Source organism: Geodermatophilus sp. SYSU D00079 (genome assembly GCF_054050635.1).
In genome coordinates this window covers 129,127-151,871 of the sequence record NZ_JBJGZS010000001.1, presented here as the reverse complement: position 1 = coordinate 151,871, position 22,745 = coordinate 129,127, and the positions used below count along the sequence as shown (strand labels likewise).

Annotated in this window: 23 protein-coding genes and 1 tRNA gene; 14 read left to right on the top strand and 10 right to left on the bottom strand. The window is 75.7% G+C overall.

Features of this window, described 5'->3' with window-relative positions; translation table 11 throughout:
* Positions 1–63: 63 nt before the first annotated feature.
* The 8 genes from ACI79E_RS00735 to ACI79E_RS00700 all read left to right on the top strand — a co-directional run bounded on the left by ACI79E_RS00735 (position 64) and on the right by ACI79E_RS00700 (position 6,690).
* Positions 64–375 (top strand): hypothetical protein, encoded by a 312-nt coding sequence (locus ACI79E_RS00735; RefSeq protein WP_456930628.1) that lies wholly within the window; start codon positions 64–66, stop codon positions 373–375.
* Positions 372–935 (top strand): TetR/AcrR family transcriptional regulator, encoded by a 564-nt coding sequence (locus tag ACI79E_RS00730; RefSeq protein ID WP_456930627.1) that lies wholly within the window; start codon positions 372–374, stop codon positions 933–935. Before ACI79E_RS00735 ends, ACI79E_RS00730 begins: the two co-directional genes overlap by 4 nt.
* Positions 936–955: 20 nt before the next feature.
* Positions 956–2,170 (top strand): MFS transporter, encoded by a 1,215-nt coding sequence (locus ACI79E_RS00725; protein ID WP_456930626.1) that lies wholly within the window; start codon positions 956–958, stop codon positions 2,168–2,170.
* Positions 2,171–2,347: 177 nt separating this feature from the next.
* Complete coding sequence (locus ACI79E_RS00720; RefSeq protein WP_456930625.1) at positions 2,348–3,064, top strand: response regulator transcription factor; 717 nt, start codon at positions 2,348–2,350, stop codon at positions 3,062–3,064.
* Positions 3,061–3,435 carry an STAS domain-containing protein gene (locus ACI79E_RS00715; protein ID WP_456930624.1) on the top strand — a complete coding sequence of 125 codons (375 nt, stop codon included), beginning with the start codon at positions 3,061–3,063 and terminating at the stop codon, positions 3,433–3,435. Before ACI79E_RS00720 ends, ACI79E_RS00715 begins: the two co-directional genes overlap by 4 nt.
* 219 nt (positions 3,436–3,654) lie before the next feature.
* Positions 3,655–5,070, top strand: coding sequence for an FAD-binding oxidoreductase (locus ACI79E_RS00710; protein WP_456930623.1), 1,416 nt, complete (start codon positions 3,655–3,657; stop codon positions 5,068–5,070).
* A gap of 65 nt (positions 5,071–5,135) precedes the next feature.
* Positions 5,136–5,627 (top strand): MarR family winged helix-turn-helix transcriptional regulator, encoded by a 492-nt coding sequence (locus tag ACI79E_RS00705; RefSeq protein WP_456930622.1) that lies wholly within the window; start codon positions 5,136–5,138, stop codon positions 5,625–5,627.
* Positions 5,628–5,667: 40 nt separating this feature from the next.
* Complete coding sequence (locus ACI79E_RS00700) at positions 5,668–6,690, top strand: LLM class flavin-dependent oxidoreductase (RefSeq protein WP_456930621.1); 1,023 nt, start codon at positions 5,668–5,670, stop codon at positions 6,688–6,690.
* 3 nt (positions 6,691–6,693) lie between these two features.
* Here ACI79E_RS00700 and ACI79E_RS00695 read toward each other — a convergent pair whose 3' ends face one another.
* From ACI79E_RS00695 to ACI79E_RS00675, 5 genes are read right to left on the bottom strand one after another with little or no spacing between them, the layout of a single operon-like run.
* A complete protein-coding gene (locus ACI79E_RS00695; protein ID WP_456930620.1) occupies positions 6,694–7,398 on the bottom strand; it encodes an AAA family ATPase in 705 nt (234 codons plus the stop codon).
* 3 nt (positions 7,399–7,401) lie between these two features.
* Positions 7,402–8,922 (bottom strand): carboxyl transferase domain-containing protein, encoded by a 1,521-nt coding sequence (locus ACI79E_RS00690; protein ID WP_456930619.1) that lies wholly within the window; start codon positions 8,920–8,922, stop codon positions 7,402–7,404.
* Positions 8,919–10,097 carry a CaiB/BaiF CoA transferase family protein gene (locus ACI79E_RS00685; RefSeq protein ID WP_456930618.1) on the bottom strand — a complete coding sequence of 393 codons (1,179 nt, stop codon included), beginning with the start codon at positions 10,095–10,097 and terminating at the stop codon, positions 8,919–8,921. The genes ACI79E_RS00690 and ACI79E_RS00685 overlap by 4 nt, the downstream gene beginning before the upstream one ends.
* A gap of 19 nt (positions 10,098–10,116) precedes the next feature.
* Entirely contained in the window at positions 10,117–11,451 is a 1,335-nt protein-coding gene (locus ACI79E_RS00680) for an SLC13 family permease (protein WP_456930617.1), read from the bottom strand.
* A gap of 42 nt (positions 11,452–11,493) precedes the next feature.
* On the bottom strand, positions 11,494–12,087 hold the full coding sequence (locus tag ACI79E_RS00675; protein ID WP_456930616.1) for a 5-formyltetrahydrofolate cyclo-ligase: 594 nt from the start codon (positions 12,085–12,087) through the stop codon (positions 11,494–11,496).
* 80 nt (positions 12,088–12,167) lie between these two features.
* On the opposite strand from ACI79E_RS00675, the gene galU reads away from it, so the two are divergent.
* From galU to ACI79E_RS00645, 6 genes are all read left to right on the top strand, one after another.
* Positions 12,168–13,082, top strand: coding sequence for a UTP--glucose-1-phosphate uridylyltransferase GalU (galU, locus tag ACI79E_RS00670; RefSeq protein ID WP_456930615.1), 915 nt, complete (start codon positions 12,168–12,170; stop codon positions 13,080–13,082).
* Between the two features lie 41 nt (positions 13,083–13,123).
* A complete protein-coding gene (gene glp, locus ACI79E_RS00665) occupies positions 13,124–14,512 on the top strand; it encodes a molybdotransferase-like divisome protein Glp (protein ID WP_456930614.1) in 1,389 nt (462 codons plus the stop codon).
* A 9-nt stretch (positions 14,513–14,521) separates the two neighbouring features.
* Positions 14,522–15,142: a GNAT family N-acetyltransferase gene (locus ACI79E_RS00660; protein WP_456930613.1), complete on the top strand. Its 621-nt coding sequence runs from the start codon at positions 14,522–14,524 to the stop codon at positions 15,140–15,142.
* A gap of 183 nt (positions 15,143–15,325) precedes the next feature.
* Complete coding sequence (sepX, locus tag ACI79E_RS00655) at positions 15,326–16,030, top strand: divisome protein SepX/GlpR (protein WP_456930612.1); 705 nt, start codon at positions 15,326–15,328, stop codon at positions 16,028–16,030.
* A 134-nt stretch (positions 16,031–16,164) separates the two neighbouring features.
* Positions 16,165–16,238, top strand: a tRNA-Ala gene (locus ACI79E_RS00650).
* A gap of 170 nt (positions 16,239–16,408) precedes the next feature.
* Entirely contained in the window at positions 16,409–18,190 is a 1,782-nt protein-coding gene (locus ACI79E_RS00645; protein WP_456930611.1) for a PQQ-dependent sugar dehydrogenase, read from the top strand.
* A 45-nt stretch (positions 18,191–18,235) separates the two neighbouring features.
* Here the strand turns inward: ACI79E_RS00645 and ACI79E_RS00640 are convergent, their stop codons facing one another.
* The 5 genes from ACI79E_RS00640 to ACI79E_RS00620 form a co-directional block, all read right to left on the bottom strand.
* A complete protein-coding gene (locus tag ACI79E_RS00640; protein ID WP_456930610.1) occupies positions 18,236–18,895 on the bottom strand; it encodes a hypothetical protein in 660 nt (219 codons plus the stop codon).
* A 148-nt stretch (positions 18,896–19,043) separates the two neighbouring features.
* A complete protein-coding gene (locus tag ACI79E_RS00635; RefSeq protein ID WP_456930609.1) occupies positions 19,044–19,838 on the bottom strand; it encodes an enoyl-CoA hydratase/isomerase family protein in 795 nt (264 codons plus the stop codon).
* Between the two features lie 63 nt (positions 19,839–19,901).
* A complete protein-coding gene (locus ACI79E_RS00630) occupies positions 19,902–20,849 on the bottom strand; it encodes an MFS transporter (protein ID WP_456930608.1) in 948 nt (315 codons plus the stop codon).
* A complete protein-coding gene (locus ACI79E_RS00625) occupies positions 20,846–21,085 on the bottom strand; it encodes an MFS transporter (RefSeq protein WP_456930607.1) in 240 nt (79 codons plus the stop codon). The genes ACI79E_RS00630 and ACI79E_RS00625 overlap by 4 nt, the downstream gene beginning before the upstream one ends.
* A 65-nt stretch (positions 21,086–21,150) precedes the next feature.
* A complete protein-coding gene (locus ACI79E_RS00620; protein ID WP_456930606.1) occupies positions 21,151–22,674 on the bottom strand; it encodes a dolichyl-phosphate-mannose--protein mannosyltransferase in 1,524 nt (507 codons plus the stop codon).
* Positions 22,675–22,745: the final 71 nt, after the last annotated feature.

Below are 22,745 nucleotides of genomic sequence, written 5' to 3'. Positions count from 1 at the left end.
CAACGATTGGGGGGCCAAGTGCATGGCGCGGACGCGACCCGACCGTTGTGTACGCTTGTTCTCATGAGTTGCCGGCCCGACGCGGGCGACGTCCGGACCACGCGCGAGCGGATGCTGGCCGGCGACCCCTATCCCGCCGACGCCCCCGAGCCCGCCGAGGCCAACGGCCGCGCGCTGGGCCGGGCAGCCGCCCACGACGCGACGACGGTCCGCCAGGCCCCGCTGCGCCGGCGGCTGCTGGAGCTGCTCGGGGCGATCGGGGCCGACAGCGTCGTCGGCGCCGGGGCGGTGGCCATCCGCGACCTGCTGGCCGACGTGGTCGCCGTGGGCACCCCGGCCCGCGTCGTCCGCACGGTGGACGCCGGGGCCCGGTGAGCGCCGTTCCCGCGCCGGCGCGGCGGGCCCGCCGCCACGACCCGGGGCGCCGCGACCGGCTGGTCGACACCGCCCTCGACGTCATCGCCACGCGCGGCGTCGCCGCCGCCACCCACCGGGCCATCGCCCGCGCGGCCGACGTCCCGCTGGGGTCGCTGACCTACCACTTCGGCTCGCTGACCGAGCTGCTGGCCGCGGCGTTCACCCGGCACGTCGACACGGTCGCGGCCCGTTTCGACGAGCGCATGCGGGCGGCCCCGGACCGGGCGGCGGCGCTGGAGGTGCTGGTCGAGCACCTCACCGGTGACCTGCTGGGTTCCCAGCGCGACCTGGTCCTGGCCGTCGAGCTCTACGTCGCCGCGGCGCGCGACCCCGCCCTGCGCGCGGTCACCCAGGACTGGATGTCCCGCAGCCGCCGCAGCCTCGAGCGCCACCTCGACCCCGTCACCGCACGCGAGGTCGACGCGCTGGTGGAGGGGCTGGTCCTGCACAGCGCGCTGTCCACCGACCCCATGAACGCCGCCCAGATCCGTTCCGCCCTCATCCGGCTCGCCGGCTGAGGGGCCGATCCGAGGACACCGTGCAGACCACTCCGCCCGACACCGCACGCCTGCGCCGCGCCCGCGCCGCCGTCGCCGCCTGCTTCTTCACCAACGCCGTCTTCTACGCCGGTCTCGTGCCACGCCTGCCGGAGGTCAAGGCGCAGCTGGGGCTCAGCAGCACCGCCTTCGGCGCGGCCCTCGCAGCGGTTCCGCTCGGCGCGCTGGTGGCCGGCCTGTCGTCGGCGGCGCTGATCCGCCGGTCCGGATCCGGCCGGGTCGCCTCCTACGGCCTGGTGCTGCTCGGCGTCACGGTGTGGACGGTGGCGGTGGCGCCGAACTGGCTGGGCCTCGCGGCGGCGCTGCTGGTGGTCGGCGCGCTCGACGCGATCATCGACGTCGCCCAGAACGCGCACGGCCTGCGCGTGCAGCGGCTCTACCAGCGGTCGATCCTCAACGCCTTCCACGGCATCTGGAGCATCGGTGCGGTCGCCGGTGGGCTGCTCGGCTCGGTCGCCGCCGGGCTGGGGGTGCCGCTCGTCGCGCACCTGGCCGGCTCGGCCGTCGTCTTCGGCGCCGTGGCGCTGGTGGCCTCCCGCGCGCTGCTCCCCGGCCGCGACGACCCCGAGCCGGATGCCGACGAGCAGCCGCGGGAGCGTCCGCGCCGCCGGGCCGCCGTCCCGGCGCTCGCGGTGCTCGGCGTCCTCGCCGCGTGCGGGGCGTTCGTCGAGGACGCCGGCGCCTCGTGGAGCGCGCTCTACCTGCGCACCGAGCTCCTGGCCGGGGCGGCCACCGCCGGGCTGGGCTTCGTGGCGCTGTCGGTGGCGATGACCGTCGGGCGGCTGACCGGCGACCGGGTCGTCGACCGGTTCGGTCAGCGCCGGGTGGCGCGGGCCGGTGGCGCGCTGACCGCAGCGGGGATGGGGCTGGCCCTGGCGTGGCCGTCGGTGCCCGGGACGGTCGCGGGCTTCGCCCTCGCCGGACTGGGCGTGGCCACCCTGGTCCCGGCCGTGTACGCCGCGGCCGACGAGCTGCCGGCGCTGCCGCACGGGGTGGGTCTGGCGGTGATCAACTGGCTGCTGCGGATCGGCTTCCTCGTCTCCCCGCCGCTGATCGGCGCCCTGGCGGACGCGGTCGACCTGCGGACCGCCCTGCTCACCGTCGTGCTCGCCGGGATCGGCACGCTGGTGCTCGGCCGGGTCCTGCCGGGCCGGACGACCGCGGACCGGACGCCGGTGGGGACGCCGTCGGACTGACGCTGCGTGTGCGGCACGAGGCGGATCCGATACCGACCGTTCCGACACGCTCGGTCTCGCCGATCCGGAGCAGGGACCTTCGTCATGAGTTGGTCCCGGACTCTTCCGCGTGATGTGAACGCTCACTTTCCATGGTGGCGCGCTCCGACACCGGGGCCCGACCGCACGGGGGACTCCTTGCCGCTCGCCCAGCTCGACCAGCCCACCTCGCAGGACCGCTCCACCGCCGTCAGCCGGCGCACGCTGACCCCGCCGCGGGTGCTGGTCGTCGACGACCACCGCACCTTCGCCGAGATGCTCTGCATCGCCCTGCAGGCCGGGGGCATGGAGGTCGTCGGTACCGCCCACTCCGCCGCCCAGGCGATCGCCATGGCCGAGGACACGCAGCCGGACGTCGTGGTCATGGACATCCAGATGCCCGGCCGGGAGGACGGCCTGGCGGCCACCCGCCGGCTGCGTCAGGTGGCCCCCGGCGCCGTCGTCGCGGTGGTCACCGCCCACCGGGACCCGGGGTGGGTGGTGCGCGCCACGCAGGCCGGGGCGTCCGCCTTCATCCCCAAGGACGGCTCGCTGGCCGAGATGATCGACGTCCTCACGCGCGTGCAGACCGGCCAGATGCTGGTCGCGCCGTCCACGTTCTCCGCCGCGCCCACCGCCGGCAGCGCCCCCGGCCAGGTCGACGAGCCGCGGCCGCACCTGACCCGCCGCGAGCAGGAGGTGCTCGACTGCCTGGGCCGCGGCATGCAGGTGAAGTCGATCGCCCGGGTGCTCGGCATCACCGTGGAGACCTGCCGCGGCTACGTGAAGTCCCTGCACACCAAGCTCGGCGTCCGCTCGCAGCTCGAGGCGGTGGTCAAGGCCCAGGAGCTGGGGCTGCTGTCCACCACCCCGTGAGCGACCGGGCCCGGGTGTGCGGGGCCGGGCTCCGCGGTCCGGGCGACCGGTGGTCGGATGCGCCCGACGAGCTGTCCGGACGCATCACGGTCCACGACGAGGCCGGTGGCCAGCTGCTGTGCCTGGTCGGCGACGTGGACGCCCCGGTGCTGCAGCACTTCACCCGGGAGCACGCGGTCGACCCGCTGCGGGTCCTGGCCGTGGACGTGTCCGCACTGGGCTACATCGACTCCGCCGGGCTGAGCTTCCTGGCGCGGTGGGCGCAGGCGGCCCGCCAGGACGGCCGCCCGGCAGAGATCCGGCAGGCGTCGCGGCGCTTCGAGCGGGTGCTCGAGCTGTCCGGGCTGACCCCGCTGTTCCACCTGGTGTGACCCCGCTCGGGCGGGACCCGGCCCCTGGGCCGGCCCGACCGGGGAGGCCCGGCGCCGGAGGCCACCACCGGTAGCCGGACCCGTCCGGACGGGTGCCGCGCGCCGGTGCACGGGCCGACGCGCCGGGAACCGCGCCCTCCGAGCCGTCCGGGGCATGTCCTCCGGGCGGCGGCCCGACGACACTGCCCGCACGGGAGGACCCGAGAGGCAGGCCGGACCATGACCGAGACACTCAGCGGCGGCATCCAGACCCTGCGGGCCGAGGTGGGGGGCCCGGTGCTCACGGCGGACGACGTGGGCTACGACGAGGCCAGGGCGCTCTGGAACGCCGGCGTCGACCGGCGGCCGGCCGTCATCGTCCAGTGCGACTCGGCGGCGGACGTGGCGAGCGCGATCCGCTTCGCCCGGACCGAGGGGCTGGAGATCGCCGTCCGCGGCGGGGCGCACAGCGTCCCCGGGCACTCCTCGGTGGACGGCGGGCTGGTCATCGACCTGCGGCGGATGGACGCGGTCACCGTCGACCCCGCGAGCCGGCGGGCGCGGGTGCAGGGCGGGGCGCTGCTGCGGGACCTCGACGCCGCCACGCAGGCCCACGGGCTGGCCGTCCCGGCCGGCATGGTCGGCCACACCGGCGTCGGCGGGCTGACCCTGGGCGGGGGGATGGGCTGGCTGTCCCGGATGGCCGGCCTGAGCATCGACAACCTCGTCTCGGCCGAGGTCGTGGTCGCCGACGGACGCGTCCTGCGGGCCGCCGAGGACGAGAACCCGGACCTGTTCTGGGCCGTCCGCGGCGGTGGCGGCAACTTCGGCGTGGTCACGGAGTTCGAGTTCCGGCTGCACCCGGTCGGGCCGACGGTGCAGTTCGGGCTCTTCTTCTGGGACGAGACCCAGGGCCGCGCGGCGCTGCGCCTGGCCCGGGAGGTCATCGCCGAGCTGCCCCGGACGGTGAACGCCGTCCCGGCGGTGGCCCTCACCGCCCCACCGGCTCCGTTCGTGCCGGTCGAGTACCAGGGCCGGCCCGGGCACGCGCTGCTCGTGACCGGGTTCGGGGACCCGGCCGAGCACGAGGAGGTGACCCGGCGCATCCGCGCGGCGCTCCCGCCGTTGTTCGACGTGGTCGCCCCGATGCCGTACACGGCGTTGCAGCAGTTGCTGGACGAGGCCAACGCGTGGGGCTTCCACGCCTACGACAAGAGCGGCTACTTCGCCGATCTCACCGACGAGGTGATCGACGTCCTCGTCGAGCACGCACCGCGCAAGACCTCACCGCTGTCGGTGCTGCTGTTCTACCGGCTGGACGGGGCCTACTCCGACGTCGGCGAGGACGAGACCGCCTTCGGGGGCGGGCGGACGCCGCGCTACACCGGGTTCTTCATCGGGCTGACGCCCACGCCCGACATGCTCCCCGCGGAGCGCGAGTGGATCCGCAACCTGTGGCAGGCGCTGCGCCCGCACATGATGGGGGAGGGCAGCTACGTCAACGCCGTCGAGGGCCGCGACGCCGCCGAGGCCGCGGCCTCCTACGGGCCGAAGTACCAGCGCCTGGTGGACGTCAAGGCGCGGTACGACCCCGGCAACGTGTTCCACCGCAACGTCAACATCGCGGTCCCGGGCATCCCCGCACCGCGCGGCTGACCGGCGGCGGTGCCGGCAGCCCGCTCGCCGGACGACACCGCGACGGGCGCAAGTACGGTCCCCCCGTGGCGCAGGAGTGGCTGGACGAGGAGCAGCAGCGGGTCTGGCGGGCGTGGCTGACCGCCGCCGAACTGGTACCGCGGGTCCTCGACGCACAGCTGCAGCGGGACGCCGGCATCAGTCACGCCGCCTACGTCGTCCTCGCGATGCTGTCGGAGGCGCCGGGCCGCAGCCGGCGGATGAGCGATCTCGCCCGGCGGGCCAACCAGTCGCAGAGCCGCCTGTCCCACACCGTCGCCCGGCTCGAGGAGCGCGGGTGGGTGCGGCGCGAGCGCTCCCCGGAGGACGGCCGGGGCAACGTCGCCGTCCTCACCGACGCCGGCTGGGACGTCGTCCGCTCGGTGGCCCCCGGTCACGTCGACGCCGTCCGGACCGCGGTGTTCGACCCGCTCACCGAGGAGCAGACCCGGGCGCTCGGGGAGGCCCTGGAGCTGGTGGTCGACCGGCTGGACCCCGACCACAGCCTGCGCGTCGAGCACGGCGCGGACACGGCCTGACCGGGGAAGGCCGCACGCCCGGCACGCGTTGCCGCCGGTGATGTCCGAGCCCCTGCCGCTGTCCGTCCTCGAGCTGGCCACCGTCGGCTCGGGGCAGTCCACCGCCGACGCCCTCGCCGCCACCACCCGCGTCGCCCAGGCCGCCGACCGGCTGGGCTTCACCCGCATCTGGGTGGCCGAGCACCACAACATGCCGGCGGTGGCGAGCACCAACCCACCGGTGCTCATCGCCCACCTGGCCGCGGTGACCGAGCGGATCCGGATCGGCTCGGGCGGCGTCATGCTGCCCAACCACGCGCCCCTGGTCGTCGCCGAGCAGTTCGCCCTCCTGGAGGCGCTGCACCCCGGCCGGATCGACCTCGGCATCGGCCGCGCCCCCGGCACCGACCAGCAGACCGCGGTGGCGCTGCGCCGCGACCCGGCGGCGCTGTCGGCCGACGACTTCCCGCAGCACCTCATCGACCTGCTCGGCCTGTTCGGCGACCCGCGGGTCGAGGGCGGCCTCGCCGAGCGGTTCCGGGCCACCCCGGCGGCGGAGTCCGCGCCCTCGGTCGTGCTGCTCGGGTCCAGCGGCTTCTCCGCGCAGCTGGCCGGCCACCTCGGGCTGCCGTTCGCCTTCGCCCACCACTTCGGCGGCCCGAACGTGCTGACCGCCGTCGGCCTCTACCGCGACACCTTCCGCCCCTCCCCGGTGCTGGAGGAGCCGTTCACGATCGTCACCGCGAACGTGCTCGCGGCCGACACCGAGGAGGAGGCCCGGCGGCTGGCGCTGCCCGGGCAGCTCATGCGGCTGTCCCTGCGGCTGAACCGGCCCCGGGCGCTGCCCAGCGTCGAGGAGGCCCGGGTCGACCCGGAGCGGGCCGCGGCCGAGGCGATGCCGAGCAACGCGATCGTCGGGGACGCCGCCGGCGCCGTGGCCCAGCTGCGCCGGCTGGCCGCCGACACCGGCGCCGACGAGCTGATGCTGTCGGCGTCCACCCACGGGGTCGAGGAGCGGCTGCACAGCCTCGAGCTGGTGGCCGACGCGTGGGGCCTGGCCGGGGCGCAGAGCTCCGCGGCCTGATGATCAGGTCAGGTGGCGGAGGAAGGACGCCGGGTCGTCCAGGAACTGCCGCCAGCTCGCGGTGAGCTCCAGGTCGGCCCACTCGGCGTCGCGCAGACCCCACGGGCCCACCTCGAGCAGTCGCGCCCCGGGCAGGGCGGCGAGGACGGGGGAGTGGGTGGCGACGACGACCTGCGCCCCGCCCGCGACCAGCTCGGCGAGCCGCACGACGAGTGACAGCGTGCCCGTGAAGGACAGCGCGGCGTCCGGCTCGTCGAGCAGGTAGAGCCCCCGCCGTGTGGCCCGGCTGCCGAACAGCGACAGGAAGCCCTCACCGTGCGAGAGCTCGTGGAAGCCGGGCTCGCCGATCGACTCCAGGTAGCTGTAAAGCCCGTGCAGGGTCTCGTCGCGCAGGAAGTAGGCCCAGCGGTCCGCTCCCGGACTGCGCTCCACGACGAGGTACAGGGAGCCGGGCTCACTGCGCCGGGTCTCGTGCCGGGTGTTGACCGAGCCGCCCTCGGCGTTGAGTCCGAGGGCGGCGGCCAGCACCTCCAGCACCGTCGACTTGCCCGAGCCGTTCTCGCCGACCAGGACCGTCGCGCCCGGCCCCAGCTCCAGCCCCTCCCGGAGCACCTGCGCGACCGCCGGGACGGTCACCGGCCAGACGTCGTCCGGCGGCCGGGGCGCCCCGGGGTCGGGCTTGACGCGCCGGACCGGCCGCCGGTCCACGCCTCAGCGGCCGAGGTGGCGGTAGCGGTGCAGCCGGCTGCGGAACCGCTCGCCGTCGTCGCGCCCCAGCAGGTTGGCCAGCTCCTCGCCGAGCACCCGGCCCAGCCGGCGGCAGAACTCCACCGGCTCGTCGGCGGCGTCCGGCCGCTCGGGCACCACGCGGTCGACGATGCCGGCCCGCCACAGGTCGGTGGCCCGCACGCCCTGGGAGGCGGCCATCTCCCCGGCCCGGTCGACGGTGCGGTGCACGATCGCCGAGGCACCCTCCGGCGGCAGCGGGCCGAGCCACCCGTTGGCCGCGGCCAGCACCCGGTCGGCCGGCACCAGGGCCAGCGCGCCACCGCCGGTGCCCTGGCCCAGCAGCACCGCCAGCGTCGGGGCCTTGAGCATCACGAGGTCCTGCAGGCAGCGGGCGATCTCCGCGGCCAGCCCGCCCTCCTCCGCCTCCTTGGACAACGCCGCGCCCGGGGTGTCGATGAGCGTCACCAGGGGCAGCCGCAGCTCGGCGGCCAGCCGCATCCCGCGGCGGGCCTCGCGCAGGGCGGCCGGGCCCAGCGGCGCGGTCAGCGACTGCCCGCGCCGGTCCTGCCCCAGCACCACGCAGGGCGCCCCACCGAAGCGGGCCAGGGCCAGCAGCAGGCCGGGGTCCTTCTCGCCGGCGCCGGTGCCCGACAGCCCGACGATGTCGGTCGCCGCCGTCCGCAGCAGCCGGCGGACGCCCGGGCGCTCCTCCCGCCGGGACGCGGTGACGACGTCCCAGGCGCTGCGCCCGTCCTCGGGGTCGTCGGTGTCCCGCCCGTCCTCGGGCCGGGGCCGCTCGGCGTCCCGGACGTCGAGGTGCCAGGTCTGCCGGGCGGCCAGCACCCGCAGCGCCCGGTCGGCGACCTCGGCGATCTCCTCGTGCGGCACGACCGCGTCGATGAGCCCGTGCGCGGCCAGGTTCTCGGCGGTCTGCACCCCCTCGGGGAACGGCTCGCCGTAGAGGGCCTCGTAGACCCGGGCGCCCAGGAAGCCGATCGAGGCGCCGGGCTCGGCGATGGTGACGTGCCCGGTCGAGCCCCACGAGGCCAGGACGCCGCCGAACGTGGGGTGCCGCAGGTAGACCAGGTAGGGCAGCCCGGCCTCCTTGTGCCGGGCGATCGCCGCGGTGATCCCGATCATCTGCAGGAAGGCGACGGTGCCCTCCTGCATCCGGGTGCCGCCGGACACCGGCGCGGCCAGCAGCGGCAGGCCCTCCTCGGTGGCCCGCTCCACGGCGGCGATCAGCCGCTCGGCGGCGGCCACCCCGATGGAGCCGGCGAGGAAGCCGAACTCCCCGGCGATGACCGCCACCCGCCGGCCGCGCAGCAGCCCCTCGCCGGTGATGATCGCCTCGTCCTGGCGGCTGCGCTCCGCCGCGCGGGCCAGCTCGGCGGCGTACTCGGGGGAGACCTCGCCGATCGTGATGGGGGCGTCCCAGGTCTTCCAGGAGCCCGGGTCGAGGACGAGGTCGCGCAGGGCCCGGGCGTCCAGGGCCCGACTCACGACTGCAGCCAGGCGCGGATCGCCTCGTTGGACGACCCCAGCACCGGCGGCGCCGTGTGGTCGCGGCGGGTGGTCTCGGTCTCGCCGTCCGGACCGGGGGCGAAGAAGCGCAGCGGCGGGCCGGGCAGCTGCAGCCGGCCCAGCGTCTCGTGCTCCACGTCGACCAGCAGGCCCTGGGAGAGGGTCTGATCCCAGGTGTAGACCTCGTCGATCGTCCGCACCTTCCCGGCCGGGATGCCCGCCGCGGCCAGCCGGGCCAGCAGCTCCTCCGGGCCGATGTCGGCGAAGGTGCGCTCCAGCAGCTCGATGACCTGCTGCCGGTTGCCCACCCGCTCGCCGTTGCTCGCCATGCCGGGCGCCTCGGGGTCCAGGCCGAACTCGGCGCACAGCTTGCGCCACAGGCCCTCCGAGCCGCAGGACAGCTGCACGCTGCCGCCCTGGCAGTGGAACAGGCCGTAGGGGGCGATCGAGGGGTGGTGGTTGCCCTGCGCGCGGCCGACCTTGCCGGCCACGGTCCACGCCGTCCCCTGGAAGGCGTGCACGCCGACGATCGCGGCCAGCAGCGAGGTGCGGACCACCTGCCCACGGCCGGTGCGCTCGCGCTCGAGCAGCGCAGCCAGCACGCCGTAGGCGCCGTACATGCCGGCCAGCAGGTCGCCGATCGGGACGCCGACCCGCTGGGGGTCCTCCGGGCCCGAGCCGGTCAGCGACATCAGCCCGCCCTCGCCCTGGGCGATCTGGTCGTAGCCGGCCCGCCCGCCCTCGGGGCCGTCGTGGCCGAACCCGCTGATCGACAGGGTGACCAGCCGCGGGTTGAGCGACTCCAGCACGTCGGTGCCGAAGCCCAGGCGGGCCAGGGTGCCGGGGCGGAAGTTCTCCAGCAGCACGTCGGCGCGGCGGACCAGCTCGGTGAGCAGCGCCTTGTCGCCGTCGTCCTTGAGGTCGAGGGTGATCGACTCCTTGTTCTTGTTGGTCGACAGGAAGTACGTCGACTCCCGCCCGCCCTCGGGCGGGTCGACGAACGGCGGGCCCCAGCCGCGGGTGTCGTCCCCGCTGCCGGGGCTCTCCACCTTGATCACGCGGGCGCCGAGGTCACCCAGCATCATCCCGGCGTGCGGCCCGGCGAGGGCTCGGGTCAGGTCGACGACGAGGACGCCGTCGAGCGGTCCGGACATGGTGGTGCGCTCCGTTCGTCTAGAGCCAGCCGGGGACGACGAAGACCAGCCAGGCCAGGAACGGCCCGGCGACGACGACGATCCCGGAGTAGGCGAGGATCTGCTTGTAGAAGCGGTCCTTGTCGACGTCCTGTGCGTTGGCCAGCACCAGTGCGCCGTTCGTGGAGAACGGGCTCACGTCGACGATGGTCGAGGACACCGACAGGGCGACCACCACGCCCACGGCCCCGATCTCCCCGGCCTGCAGGAACGGCACCGCGAGCGCGATGGCGACACCGATGATCGCGGTCGACGACGCGAACGCCGACACCACCCCTCCGATGTAGCAGAGCAGCAGCGCGATGAGCAGGGGGACGCCGAGCCCGATCACCGCCTCGCCGACGTAGTCGATCGTCCCGGCCTCCTGCAGCACGAAGACGAACGTCAGGACACCGGCGATGAGCAGCACCGTCGACCAGCTGATCTGGCTGACCGCCCCCTTGTGCCGGGCGGCGGCGAACAGGGCGAGCACCGTGGCGACGGTGATGGAGACGAAGCCGATGTCGAGGTCGAAGACCAGCGCGAGGACGGCGACGGCGGCCAGCCCGATCAGCGTGAGGACCTGGTCCAGGGTCACCCGCGGGGGCGCCTCCGGGGCGTCGACGTCCTCGCCCCCGCCCACCGCCGGGCCGGGCGCGGCGCCGTGCCCCCGGACGACGGTGTCGTCGCCGTGCGCGGCGTGCACCGGCACCTGCGCGTCGACCTTGCGCCCCAGCAGCTGCCGCCCGCCGAGCACGACGAACAGCACGAGCGCGATGGCCAGGTTGAACAGCAGGCTCGCCAGGAAGACCGTCACCGGGCTGGAGGTCAGGCCCTCGTCCTCGACGATCGTGTTGACGGTGACGCCGTAGACGCTGATGGGGGAGAACCCGCCGCCCTGGGCGCCGTGGATGACCATCATGCCCATGAGCAGTGGGTTGATGTCGTAGCGGGCGGCGAAGCCCAGGGCGATCGGCGCGATGATGGCCACCGCGGCGGGGGAGAGCGCGCCGATGGCGGTGAGCAGCGCCGTGACCGCGAACATGATCCACGGGATCGCCGCGACGTGGCCGCGCACCAGCCGCACCGCGCCCCGCACCAGCAGGTCGACGGTGCCGTTGTTCTGGGCGATCGCGAACAGGTACGTGACGCCGATCAGCGTCACCACCAACTCGGCCGGGAAGCCGGCGAGGATGTCGTCGGTGCTCAGCCCGACCGACAGCGTGCCCACGAGGAACGCCGCGACGAACGCGAGGGCGCCCATGTTGATGGGCAGGAACGTGGCGATCGCGAAGATCACGACGAGCGCGAGGATGGTGACGATCTCGGGTGACACGGTCTCTCCCGCGGCGTCGGTGACGAGGGCGTGATCACTGTGTCAGTGACCGGCCGGTAGCGCCTCCCAGCCCCCCGAGGGCGTGACCACCGCGGTCACCCGGTGGTCGTGGGGCTCCGTGGGCAGTTCGTCGACGAGCTCGTCGTCGAACACGAGGGCCACCACGCGGGCGCCGGGGCGGGCGTGCCGCAGCGCCCGGTCGTAGTAACCGCCGCCGCGCCCCAGCCGGAGCCCGGCCCGGGACACCGCCACCGCCGGGACGACGACGACCTCCGCAGTGCCGATCGCGGTGGGGCCCAGGCGCGGCCCCACCGGCTCCTGCAGCCCGAAGCGGCCGGGTGCCAGCCGGCCGGTGTCGACGGCCCAGGACAGCTCCCGGCCGGCCGCGGGCACGACCGGCAGCAGCACCCGCGCGCCGAGCCGGGTGTAGGCGGCCGGGAGCCGGCCGGCGCCGGGCTCGGTGGGATCGGGCACGAACGCGGCCAGCGTGTGGACGCCGGCCAGCCCGCGCAGCAGCGCGGTGGTGACCGCGGCCGCGGCGGCGGCGCGCTCCGCGGCGGGCCGGGCGGAGCGACGGGCCAGCACCTGGGTGCGGAACGCGACCTTGCGGGCGGTCACGTCGTCCGCAGGGGTCACCGCCGCAGGCTAGCCACGAGGGGTGAGGCCCGCCCGGCGGCGTGGGGACCGGGGTCCGGGCCGCTGGCTAGGCTCCCGCCATGCCGACTTCGAGCTCCCGCCCGGCGCGGAAGGCCGTCATCCCGGTCGCGGGGATGGGCACCCGGTTCCTGCCGGCCACCAAGGCGGTGCCCAAGGAGCTGCTCCCGGTCGTCGACCGCCCGGCGCTGCAGTACATCGTCGAGGAGGCCGCCCGGGCCGGGCTGGCCGAGGTGCTCATGGTCACCGGCCGCAACAAGGCCGCGATCGAGGACTTCTTCGACCGCCACCCCGAGCTGGAGACGGCGCTGGAGAAGAAGGGTGACGCCGGCCGGCTCGCCGCCGTCCAGGAGTCCACCGACGTGGCGCAGGTCCACTTCGTCCGGCAGGGCGAGGCCCGCGGCCTGGGCCATGCGGTGCTGCAGGCGGCCGCGTTCGTCGGCGACGAGCCGTTCGCCGTGCTGCTCGGCGACGACCTGATCGACGCCCGCGACCACCTGCTCGAGCAGATGCTGCAGGTACAGGCCGAGCACGGCGGTTCGGTGGTGGCGCTGCTGGACGTAGGCCGGGAGAACATCGACAAGTACGGCGCCGTCGCCGTGGAGCCCGGCGGCTCCGACGTGGTGACCATCACCGGCCTCGTGGAGAAGCCGCCGGTGGACGAGGCGCCGAGCAGCCTGGCCATCATCGGCCGCTACGTGCTGGCACCGGAGGTGTTCGGCGTGCTGCGCGAGACGGCCCCGGGCCGCGGTGGGGAGATCCAGCTGACCGACGCGCTGGCCACCCTGGTCGAGCGCGGGGAGCCGGTGCACGGCGTGGTGTTCGACGGCCGCCGCTACGACACCGGCGACCGGCTGGACTACCTCAAGGCGGTCATCCAGCTGGCCACCGAGCGCGACGACCTCGGCCCGCCGCTGCGCGCCTGGCTGACCGACTTCGTCGCCGACCTGCCCCCTGCGGGCGCGTCGCAGGGCTGAACGGAGCGCCTCAGGGGGGAGCATCGTCCTCCGTGGTGGGGATGACCGGGGACGAGGCGGGCCGGGCGCCCGCAGGGCAGCGCGACACCACGGCGATGGACCTGCGTCAGGGCACCGTGCTGCGCGGGGCGACGGCGGTGGCCCACGAGACCACGGCGATCGACCGCGGGCAGGTGCCGCCGCCCCCGGCCGCCGCGGAGCCGCCCCCGCCGCGGACCGTCGAGCAGCACCTCGACGAGATCCTCACGGCGGTGCCGCAGCCGGACCCGATCGAGCTCGCCGTCCTCGACGCGCAGGGCCTGCTCTGCGCGGAGGAGGTCGTCAGCCAGCGCGCGCTGCCCGCCTTCGACCAGGCCGCGCTCGACGGGTACGCCGCGCGCGCCCTGGACGTGGAGGGCGCCTCCCTGGAGGAGCCGGCCCACCTCTCGGTGGTGGGGGAGACCGTCGCCGGCCCGAGCGGCCCGTCCTCCATCGGCCCCGGGATGGCGCAGAAGGTCAGCGCGGGCGCGATGCTGCCCGCCGGCGCCGACGTCGTCGTCCCGGCGGTGTGGACCGACCGGGGCGTGGTCACCGTCGCCGTCCACGCGCCGGTGGAGGCCGGCGGCTACGTGCGCCGGGCGGGCGACGACGTCGCGCCGGGCACCGTCGCGGTGCAGGTCGGGACGCCGATCGGGCCGGCCCAGATCAGCCTGCTGGCCGCGGTGGGCCGCGACCGCGTGCAGGTGCGTCCCCGGCCGCGGGTCGCGGTCCTGTCCGCCGGCAGTGAGCTGGTCGACATCAGCACGCCGCCGGGCCCGGGTCAGGTCGTCGACGTCAACAGCTACGCGCTGGCCGCCGCCGCCCGCGACGCGGGTGCCGAGGCCTACCGCTCGGGCATCGTCCCCTCCGACCGGCGGCGCATGTCGGAGGTGCTGGAGAGCCAGCTGCTGCGCAGCGACCTCGTGCTCGTGTCGGGCACCTTCGCCGCCGACGGCGACGTGGTGCAGGAGGTCATGGCCGAGCTCGGGGAGATGCACTTCTCGCCGGTGACGATGCACCCCGGCCCGGTGCAGGCGTTCGGCCGGCTGGGCCGCGACGCGGTGCCGGTCATCTGCGTGCCGGGCGAGCCGGTGGCCGCGCTCGTCGCCTTCGAGGTGTTCGTGCGCCCGGCGATCCGGCTGATGCTGGGCAAGCGCCAGCTGTTCCGCCGCACCGTGCAGGCGATCGCCGCCGAGCAGCTGCTCTCGCCGCTGGGCTACCGCCAGTACCTGCACGGCCAGGTCATGCGCCACCCCGACGGCGGCTACGTGGTCGAGCCCCTCGGTGACGGGGACGAGGCGATGCTGGCCCGCATGGCGCGGGCCAACTGCCTGATCGTGATCGACGAGGACGTGACGGAGGTGGCCGCCGGCGGGCTGGTCACCGTCATGCCCCTGCTGCTCGGCGGCTGACCGAACGCCGTGGCCGATCCCGCCCTGCACCCCGGCTGGCCCGCGCGGCTGTCGTGGGGCCCGGTGGAACTGCTCCCGCCGCGCCGTGCCGACGCCGAGGAGTGGAGCCGGGTCCGCCTGGCCAACGAGGCGTGGCTGGCCCCGTGGGAGCCCAGCGCCCCGTCGTCGTGGGCGGCCCGGCACTCGCCGCAGTCGTTCCGCGCGATGCGCCGCGCCGTGCTGCGCCGGGCCGCCGTGGGGACGACGCTGCCGTTCGTCGTCCGCGTGGAGGGGCGGCTGGCCGGGCAGGTCACCATCGACAACGTCGTCCGCGGCGCGCTGCGCTCGGGCAACCTGGGCTACTGGATCGACCGCTCGGTGGCCGGGCGCGGTGTCGCGTCGCTGGCGGTGGCGCTGGTGTGCGACCACGCGTTCGGGCCGGCGCGACTGCACCGCTTGCAGGCCGACATCCGGCCGGAGAACGGGCCGAGCCAGCGGCTGGTGGAACGCCTCGGGTTTCGTCACGAGGGCCTGTTGCGGCGCTACCTCGACATCGACGGCGACTGGCGGGACCACCGGTGCTACGCGCTGCTGGCCGAGGACACCCCCGAAGGGGTCCTCACCCGCTGGCAGGCCCGCGCACCCCGCTGAGCGCATACCACGCCGGGGTGGCCCCGGCCGGTGGCGCCATGTCGACACGCCGCCCCGACGGCACTCCAGTCACACAACACATCAGTGACACGCCCGCGCGCCTCCCTCGTCTGGGGGAGCCCAGGCCTTAACTTCGCCGGGCGAGTGACTCATGTGACGGGTGGTGTTCTGATGGGATCCGGCGTGCTCTTGGCCGCTCTGGTCGTGCTGTGGTTCGTCGTGCTGGTGCCCATGGTGGTGACCCGCGGTGACTCGCAGTCCGTCCGCGCCGACTCCGGCCGGACGCTGAAGCGGCGGCGGGCGGTGGACCCCGTGGTCCACGCCGAGACCGAGCGCGTCTCCGTCGACCGGGCGGCGCTGCTGACCTCCGGGGAGCTCCGCGTGGACGTGCACGCCGTCCGGCGTCGCACCCTGGCCGGGCTGGTCGCCCTCACGCTGCTGGCGCTGGCCGGCGCGGTCCTCTACAGCCCGTGGCTGTGGATCGCCCAGGGGCTGCTGGACGTCGCCCTGGTCGGCTACCTGATGGTGCTGCGCGCCGCGGCCCGCCGGGAGCGGCTGGCTGCCCGCCGCGCGGCCCGCGCGGCTGCCCGTGCCGCCCGCGGGCCGGCCGCCCGTCCCGCGGCGCGCCCGGTGCCCGCGCCGCGTCCGGCGCCGGAGGAGGTCGAGGAGGCCCCGGTCGCCGAGGAGGTGCACCACCACACCGTCGGCCTGCCGCACCCGAGCCTGCCGCTCGCCCCGGTGCACCCGCTGCGCCCGGGCCGGGTCGTGGCGGCCCGCGCCGCGGCGCCCGCGGGCTGGCAGAACAGCGCGGTCGTGGGCCTCGACGACGACGACATCGGCTTCGCCGACATCGACGTCTACCAGCCCCGGCGGGTCGTCAACGGCTGAGAGCGGACGCCGTCCTCCCCACCCTCCGCACGCTCAGGGCGGGACCCGGGACGGGGTCAGGAGCCGAGACGGGCTCCGGTGCCGCCCCCCGTGGCGGTGCCGGAGCACGCGGACGGTAAGCTCTCCGTTCGTCAGGGGCTGTGGCGCAGACCGGTAGCGCACCTCGTTCGCATCGAGGGGGTCAGGGGTTCAAATCCCCTCAGCTCCACCCGACAGTCACAGCAGCCCCGCCCGGGTCTCCCGGAGCGGGGCTGCTGCGTCCCGGCACCCGCCCGGCCGGGCCGCTGCGCGCCCGGGTGACCACGCACGGTCGGGACCCACGGGCCGCCGGCGTCCCCGTTTGTGGCGCGCCGAGGTGCTGGGGGAGCGTCGCTGCTCATGACCGGGCCTCTTCCCCGTGCCGCCCGCCGGTGGTCCACCGGCGTGCACCTGGGCGTCGTGACCGCGCTGGCCCTCGCCACCGCGGTGGCCACCGCCTCCCCGGCCGCGGCCGCACCGGTGCTGGCGCCGGGGTTCGTCGTCCAGGAGCTGCCCAGCGGGCAGGACCAGCTGCTGACCGACTTCGCCTTCCTGCCCGACGGCAGCTACGTGACCACCGGCAAGAACGGCCGGGTGGCCTGGGTGTCGGTCGCGGGGGAGGCCCGCACCCTCGCCGAGTTGCCGGTCGTCACGCGCAACGACCTGGGGCTGGTGGCCGTCGCCGTGTCCCCCGACGGCGGCACCCTCTACACCGGCCGGGCGCTCGACGTCGACGGGCAGTGGACCCTGCGGCTGAGCGCCTGGACCCTCGTCGGCGGGCCGCAGCCGACCGGGCTGGCCGACGAGCGGGTGGTGCTCGAGCTGCCCGCCGGTTCGGACGCGCACGGCCTCACCGGCCTGCTGGCCGCCCCCGACGGCACGCTGTGGGTGACCACCGGGGACAGCTCGGGGTACGTGGGCGCCGACCCGCTGGCCCTGCGCGCGCTGGACCCCACCACCGGCTACGGCAAGCTCCTGCACGTCCTGCCCGACGGCAGCGGTGTGCCGGACAACCCGTCCTTCGACCCCGCCGACCCGAGCGCCTGGCAGAGCCGGGTGTACGCCAGCGGCTTCCGCAGCCCGTTCCGGCTGGCCCTCGACCCGGTGACCGGTGCGCCGGTCGTGGGCGACGTCGGCTGGACGGCCTGGGAGGAGGTCGACGTCGTCCGGCCCGGGGCCGTCTACGGCTGGCCCTGCTGGGAGGGCGACGGGCCGACCCCCGGGTACGCGGAGCTGCCCGGCTGCCAGGGGGTGCCCAACACCGCGCCGCTGTGGACCTATCCGCACGGGCCGGCGGGCACCGCGGTGACCGGCGGGCTCACCTACACCGGCACGGCCTACCCGCCGGAGTACCAGGGGGCGTACTTCTTCGGCGACTACTCGGTCCAGCGGGTCTACACGCTGCGCCACGACGCGCAGGGGGGTCTGGTGCGGCCGCCCGAGGCCGACGGCTTCGCCGCGGAGCTGGGCGCCCCGGTCGCCTTCCGGGCGCACCCGGGGAACGGTGACGTCGTGTGGGCCGACATCCGGGGCAGCGTCCTCGGCCGGCTGGTGTACGCGCCGGGCAACCGCCCGCCGACCGCGCGGGCCACGGCCGCGGTGGACGTGGCGACGCGCACCGTCACGTTCGACGGGAGCGGCTCCGGCGACCTCGACGGCGACCCGCTGGCGGCCCACTGGGACCTGGGCGACGGGACCGTGGCCGAGGGGCCGCAGGTGGTGCACGCCTACGCCGGCGCGGGGCCCGAGCCGTTCACCGCGACCCTGACGGTCACCGATCCCGGCGGTGCGCAGGACACCACCACGGTGACCGTCGTCCCCGGGAACAGCCCGCCGGAGCTGACGCTCACCGCGCCGCCGTCCGACCGGCGCTGGACGCCGGGTGAGCTGGTGCAGGCGTCGGCGACCGCGGTCGACGCCGAGGACGGGCCGCTGACGGTCCGGTGGAGCGAGGTGCTCGTGCACTGCAGCGGCGGCGCCTGCCACGAGCACCCGGGGGAGACCGTGGAGGGGCCCGACTACGCCCGGCCCTTCGTCGACCACGGCGAGGGCACCCGCATGGAGGTCACCGTGACCGCCACCGACAGCGCCGGCGTCGTGGCCCGGGCGGTGTTCGTGCTCGAGCCGCAGGCGGAGGTCTGAGCCCGGACGGCGACGGAGGGCACCGTCCGGCTCGTGGGCGTGGGCTCAGCGCGCCGTCCGGGCCCGCACCCGTGCCGCGGCCGTGGCGCCTGTCCGCGTGACCGTGGCGGCCAGCCGTCGGGCGCGCTGGGCGGCCCGCTCGGCCGGGGTGGGTGGCCGTGGTGCCCAGGGCCGCCGGTCCCGGAGCCGTCCGGCCCGGGACGCCGGGGCCGGCTGCCGCCGCGCCCGGGCGCGCCCGGCCACGGCGAGCACCGCCGCCAGGACCGCGAACGCGCCGACCACCGGGGCCGACCGGCGGCGGGCAGCGGGTGCCGCCTGACCGGTGCCCGCCGGCGACCCGCCCGCCGGAGCACCTGCCGCACCGGCCGGCAGCAGGCTCTCCGACGTCTCGCGGGAGTACTCGATGCCGTAGTGGCGGTAGAGCTCCCCCTCCTGGGCCTCGGTCAGCCGGGGGGTGTCGCCGGCCACCGGCGCGCTGACGACCTGGGCTCGGCTGACGGTCACCTGCACCCGGTCGCCGGTCTCGGCCGCGTCGACGACCGGGACGACGGCTCGGGCCTCCTCGACCTGGACGTACACCCACTCCGGGAGGCCGGTGGCCTCGTCGGCCAGGACGGCCGCGCAGGGGCCCAGCGGTGCGCCCTCGCGGTCCACGACCGTCTTCCCGATCCAGTTCCGTGCCGCGTCCCGTCCAGGTAGACCCATCGCTGCTCCCAGTGCCGGGTGCGCTCCCGGGCCGCGGCGCGACGCAGGGGCGCCCGTGGTCGACGACGCCCGGTCCGGTGCCGGGACGCCGTGGTCGGGAGTACCCGGCACGCCACCGGGGAACCCGCTGTCGTCGGCGGACCCCTGCTCAGACGGCGCCGCGGAAGTCCGGCTGGCGCTTCTCGACGAAGGCCCGCACGCCCTCGCGGCCCTCGGGGTCACCGGCGGACTCGGCGATCAGCCGCGCCTCGTCGTCCAGCTGCTGCTCGAGGGTCCGGACGGCGGCCTGCCGCACCAGGGCGCGGGTGCGCACCATCGCCCGCACCGGGCCGGCGGCCACCGCGTGCGCCAGGGCGATCGCCGACTGGTGCACCTCCTCGTCCTCCACGAGCCGGGCCACGAGGCCGAACATGTGGGCCTCCGCCGCGGTCAGGGCCCCGTTGGTGAGCATGAGCTCCAGGGCGCGCGGAGCGCCCAGCGCGCGGGTCAGCGCCCACGAGCTGCCGCCGTCGGGGGAGTAGCCGATCGCGCCGTAGGCCGGGCGGATCTTCGTGGAGCGGGCGCAGACGACGATGTCGCAGGCGCCCATCAGGCCGATCCCGGCGCCGGCCACCGCGCCCTGGACCCCGGCGACGACCGGCACCGGGCAGTAGAGCAGCGTCCGGATGACCTCGTGCCAGTCGTGCGCGAGCTGCCCGACGTAGCGGCTCGGGTCGTCCACCGAGGAGAAGGCGCGGACGTCGCCGCCGACGCAGAACCGCTCCCCGTTGGCCAGCAGCAGCACGGTCCGGGCCGACCCCGGTCGCGCCTGCAGGGCGGCCAGGAGCTCCGCGGCCATGGCCGGGTCGAGGGCGTTGCCGGTCTCCGGGCGGTCGAGGGTGATGCGCCAGACGTCGCCGTCGGCCTCGGTGAGCACCCGGGGTCGCTCCTGTGCGCTGGTCATCGCCGTCTCCTCCGTGCCGGTGCGCCGTCGTCCTGGACCGTCACCGTACGGAGGATGCCGGGGTCAGGCGCGGGGGCGGACGGGTGCGCCCTGCAGCTCGCCGTCGATCGCCGCGGGCGCGCCGCCGAACTCGTCGGCGATCTCGCCGGCCACGTCGTCCGGCGCGTCGTGCCCGGCCGCCGCGTGCCCGTCCCCGTCGAGCCCGGCGTCGGCCCGGGCCAGCAGCCGGTGCCCGGTGGCCAGGACGGCGATGCCGGCCACGACGGCGGCCGCGCCGACGGAGAACGGCAGGTGCACGTCCGCCGCCTCGGCGAGCTCGCCTGCGGCGAAGGGGGCCAGGCCGCCGCCGAGGAAGCGCACGAAGCCGTAGGCCGCGGAGGCGACCGGGCGCTCGACGGGGGCGACGAGCATGACCGCCTGCGTGGTCAGCGTGTTGTTGATGCCGATGAAGGCGCCGCTGACGACCACCGTGACGACCAGCACGGGCACCGAGGCCGCCCCGACGGCCATGACCACCAGGTCGACGGCGAACAGCCCGAGCGCCGCGTAGAGCGCCGGGGCGGTGCCGACGCGGCGCTGCAGGGCCGGGGCGCCGATGACGGAGGAGAAGGCGACCAGCAGCCCCCACCCGAAGAAGACCAGGCCCAGCTGCATCGCCGACAGGCCCATCGGGAAGGGGGCGTAGCCCATCATCGTGAAGAAGCCCCAGTTGTAGAGCAGCGCGGTGAGGCTCATCGTCAGCAGGCCGCGGTGGCGCAGCGCGGCCAGCGGGGCGCCCAGCGAGCCCGGCCGGGCCGGCCGGGGCGTCGGGTCCAGGAGGACGACGGTGGCGACGAGGGCGATCGCCATGAGCCCGGCGACGCCGAAGAACGGGCCGCGCCAGCTGATGTCGCCGAGCAGGCCACCGAGCAGCGGACCGGCCGCGATGCCCAGGCCCCACCCGGCGCGGAAGCCGACGACCTGGCCCACGGTGTCGGAGGAGCCGGCCAGGGCGGAGGAGACCACGATCACCGCGAGCCCGGTGACCAGGGTGGCTTGGCGCCGAGCCGGCTGGAGATCCAGTTGGTGCCGAGCATGGCCACCGCCGTCACCACCAGGTAGGTGGTGAACAGCAGGGACACCTTGCTGGGCGTGGCCTCGAGCTGCTCCGACAGCACGGGGAGGATCGGGTCGACCAGGCCGATGCCCATGAAGCTGACCACGCAGGCGAAGGCGACGGCGTAGACCGCCCTGGGCTGACCGAGCATGCCGGAGGGGTGGGCACTGACGGACTCCGTTGTAGTACCCAACTAACGGGCTGCGCCACCCGGCGTCAGAACCACGAGGGGAACCACATGCGGTCCAGCCACTCCGCCCTCGTCAGCGGCTGGCCGGTGAGAACCGGGTAGAAGAAGACGAACGTCGCCGCGACGATCCCCACGTACGTGGCCACCACCCCCAGGCCGAGCTGGCGGCGCCACGGATCGGCGCCGGGCCGGCCCAGCACGTCCTGCAGCACCAGCACGACCGCGAGGACGAAGAACGGCACCACCGGCGCCATGTAGAAGATGAACATCGTGCGCTCGGGGTTGAGGAACCAGGTCCCCCACCCGGCCGTGACGGCGGTCGCGACCAGCAGCGCCGCCGGGTCCCGCCGGGCCACCAGCCGCCAGGCCAGCCACACCAGCGCCGGCGCGAAGGCGAACCACAGCGTCGGGGTGCCCAGCATCAGGATGTAGCGGACCACCTGCCCACCGGCGTCGTCGGTGAGCCCCTGGGGGTTCCACAGCAGGATCGGCCGCCCGTCGACCAGCCACGACCACGGCCCGGACTCCCACGGGTGCGGCGTCGACAGGCCGTTGTGGAACCGCAGCCACTCGGCGTGCTGGTGCCACAGCGAGCGCAGCGCGTCGGGGATCCACGGGAACGCCGTCTCCGGGTTCTGCTGCGCCCAGTGCCGCCCCTGCGAGGTCTCGCCGAGGAACCAGCCGGTGAAGCTGGCCAGGTAGGTGAGCACCGGCACGACCGCCAGCGCCCAGAGCGCTCCCGGCAGCCCGCGGCGGGCGGTCACCAGCGTGGGACGGCGGACGCCGGCCTCCCGCCAGGCCGCGCGGTCCCAGAACACCGACAGGACGGCGAACAGGGCGAGGAAGTACACCCCGCTCCACTTCACCGCGCACGCGCAGCCGAACAGGAACCCCGCCGCCAGCCGCCAGCCGCGGGGGCCGAGGGCGAACCCGGCGGCCGACCCGCCCGCGCTCCGGATGCGGGCGCGCACCCGGTCGCGGTCGACGACCAGGCAGGCGACGGCGCAGAGGACGAAGACCTGGAGGAACACGTCGAGCAGGCCGATGCGCGACAGCGAGAACGCGAAGCCGTCCAGGGCCAGCAGCAGCCCGGCGACCAGGCCGAGCAGCGTGGACCCGGTGAGCCGCCGGCCCAGGCGGGCGAGGACGACGACCGAGACGGTGCCCGCGACCGCCGAGGGCACCCGCCAGCCGAAGGAGTCGTAGCCGAGCACGTGGATGCCGCCGGCGATGAGCCACTTGCCCAGCGGCGGGTGGACGATGAACGTGTAGCCGCGGTTGTACTCGTGGCCCCACTCGAGCAGCTCGCGGGCCTCGGGCGGGTAGTACGCCTCGTCGAAGAGCAGGTCGGACGGGTAGCTGAGGTCCCACAGCCGGCTGACCAGCGTCATCAGGCCCAGCGCCGCGGCCAGCACCCAGGACAGCCACCGGTCGGGCGGCAGCGGCGGCGTCCGGTCGCGGCGCGGGCGGGGCAGCGGCCGGCGGCGCACCGCCGTCGGCCGGGACTCGCCGGGCCCCCGGTCCGTGCGCTCGGGAGCCAGCACCGCCATGGGGGTCAGGGTAGAGAAGGGACCCGCCCGACCCCGGCACTCGCGCGTTCGCGCCGGGCCCCTGCCGGCGG

Excerpts from the sequence above, each read along its gene's own strand:
- ACI79E_RS00640 (WP_456930610.1), bottom strand. The coding sequence starts at position 18,895 with ATGGGTCTACCTGGACGGGACGCGGCACGGAACTGGATCGGGAAGACG.
- ACI79E_RS00625 (WP_456930607.1), bottom strand. The coding sequence starts at position 21,085 with ATGCTCGGTCAGCCCAGGGCGGTCTACGCCGTCGCCTTCGCCTGCGTG.
- glp (WP_456930614.1), top strand. The coding sequence starts at position 13,124 with ATGACCGGGGACGAGGCGGGCCGGGCGCCCGCAGGGCAGCGCGACACC.
- ACI79E_RS00620 (WP_456930606.1), bottom strand. The coding sequence starts at position 22,674 with ATGGCGGTGCTGGCTCCCGAGCGCACGGACCGGGGGCCCGGCGAGTCC.
- ACI79E_RS00710 (WP_456930623.1), top strand. The coding sequence starts at position 3,655 with ATGACCGAGACACTCAGCGGCGGCATCCAGACCCTGCGGGCCGAGGTG.
- ACI79E_RS00685 (WP_456930618.1), bottom strand. The coding sequence starts at position 10,097 with ATGTCCGGACCGCTCGACGGCGTCCTCGTCGTCGACCTGACCCGAGCC.
- ACI79E_RS00735 (WP_456930628.1), top strand. The coding sequence starts at position 64 with ATGAGTTGCCGGCCCGACGCGGGCGACGTCCGGACCACGCGCGAGCGG.
- ACI79E_RS00700 (WP_456930621.1), top strand. The coding sequence starts at position 5,668 with ATGTCCGAGCCCCTGCCGCTGTCCGTCCTCGAGCTGGCCACCGTCGGC.
- ACI79E_RS00645 (WP_456930611.1), top strand. The coding sequence starts at position 16,409 with ATGACCGGGCCTCTTCCCCGTGCCGCCCGCCGGTGGTCCACCGGCGTG.
- galU (WP_456930615.1), top strand. The coding sequence starts at position 12,168 with ATGCCGACTTCGAGCTCCCGCCCGGCGCGGAAGGCCGTCATCCCGGTC.
- ACI79E_RS00635 (WP_456930609.1), bottom strand. The coding sequence starts at position 19,838 with ATGACCAGCGCACAGGAGCGACCCCGGGTGCTCACCGAGGCCGACGGC.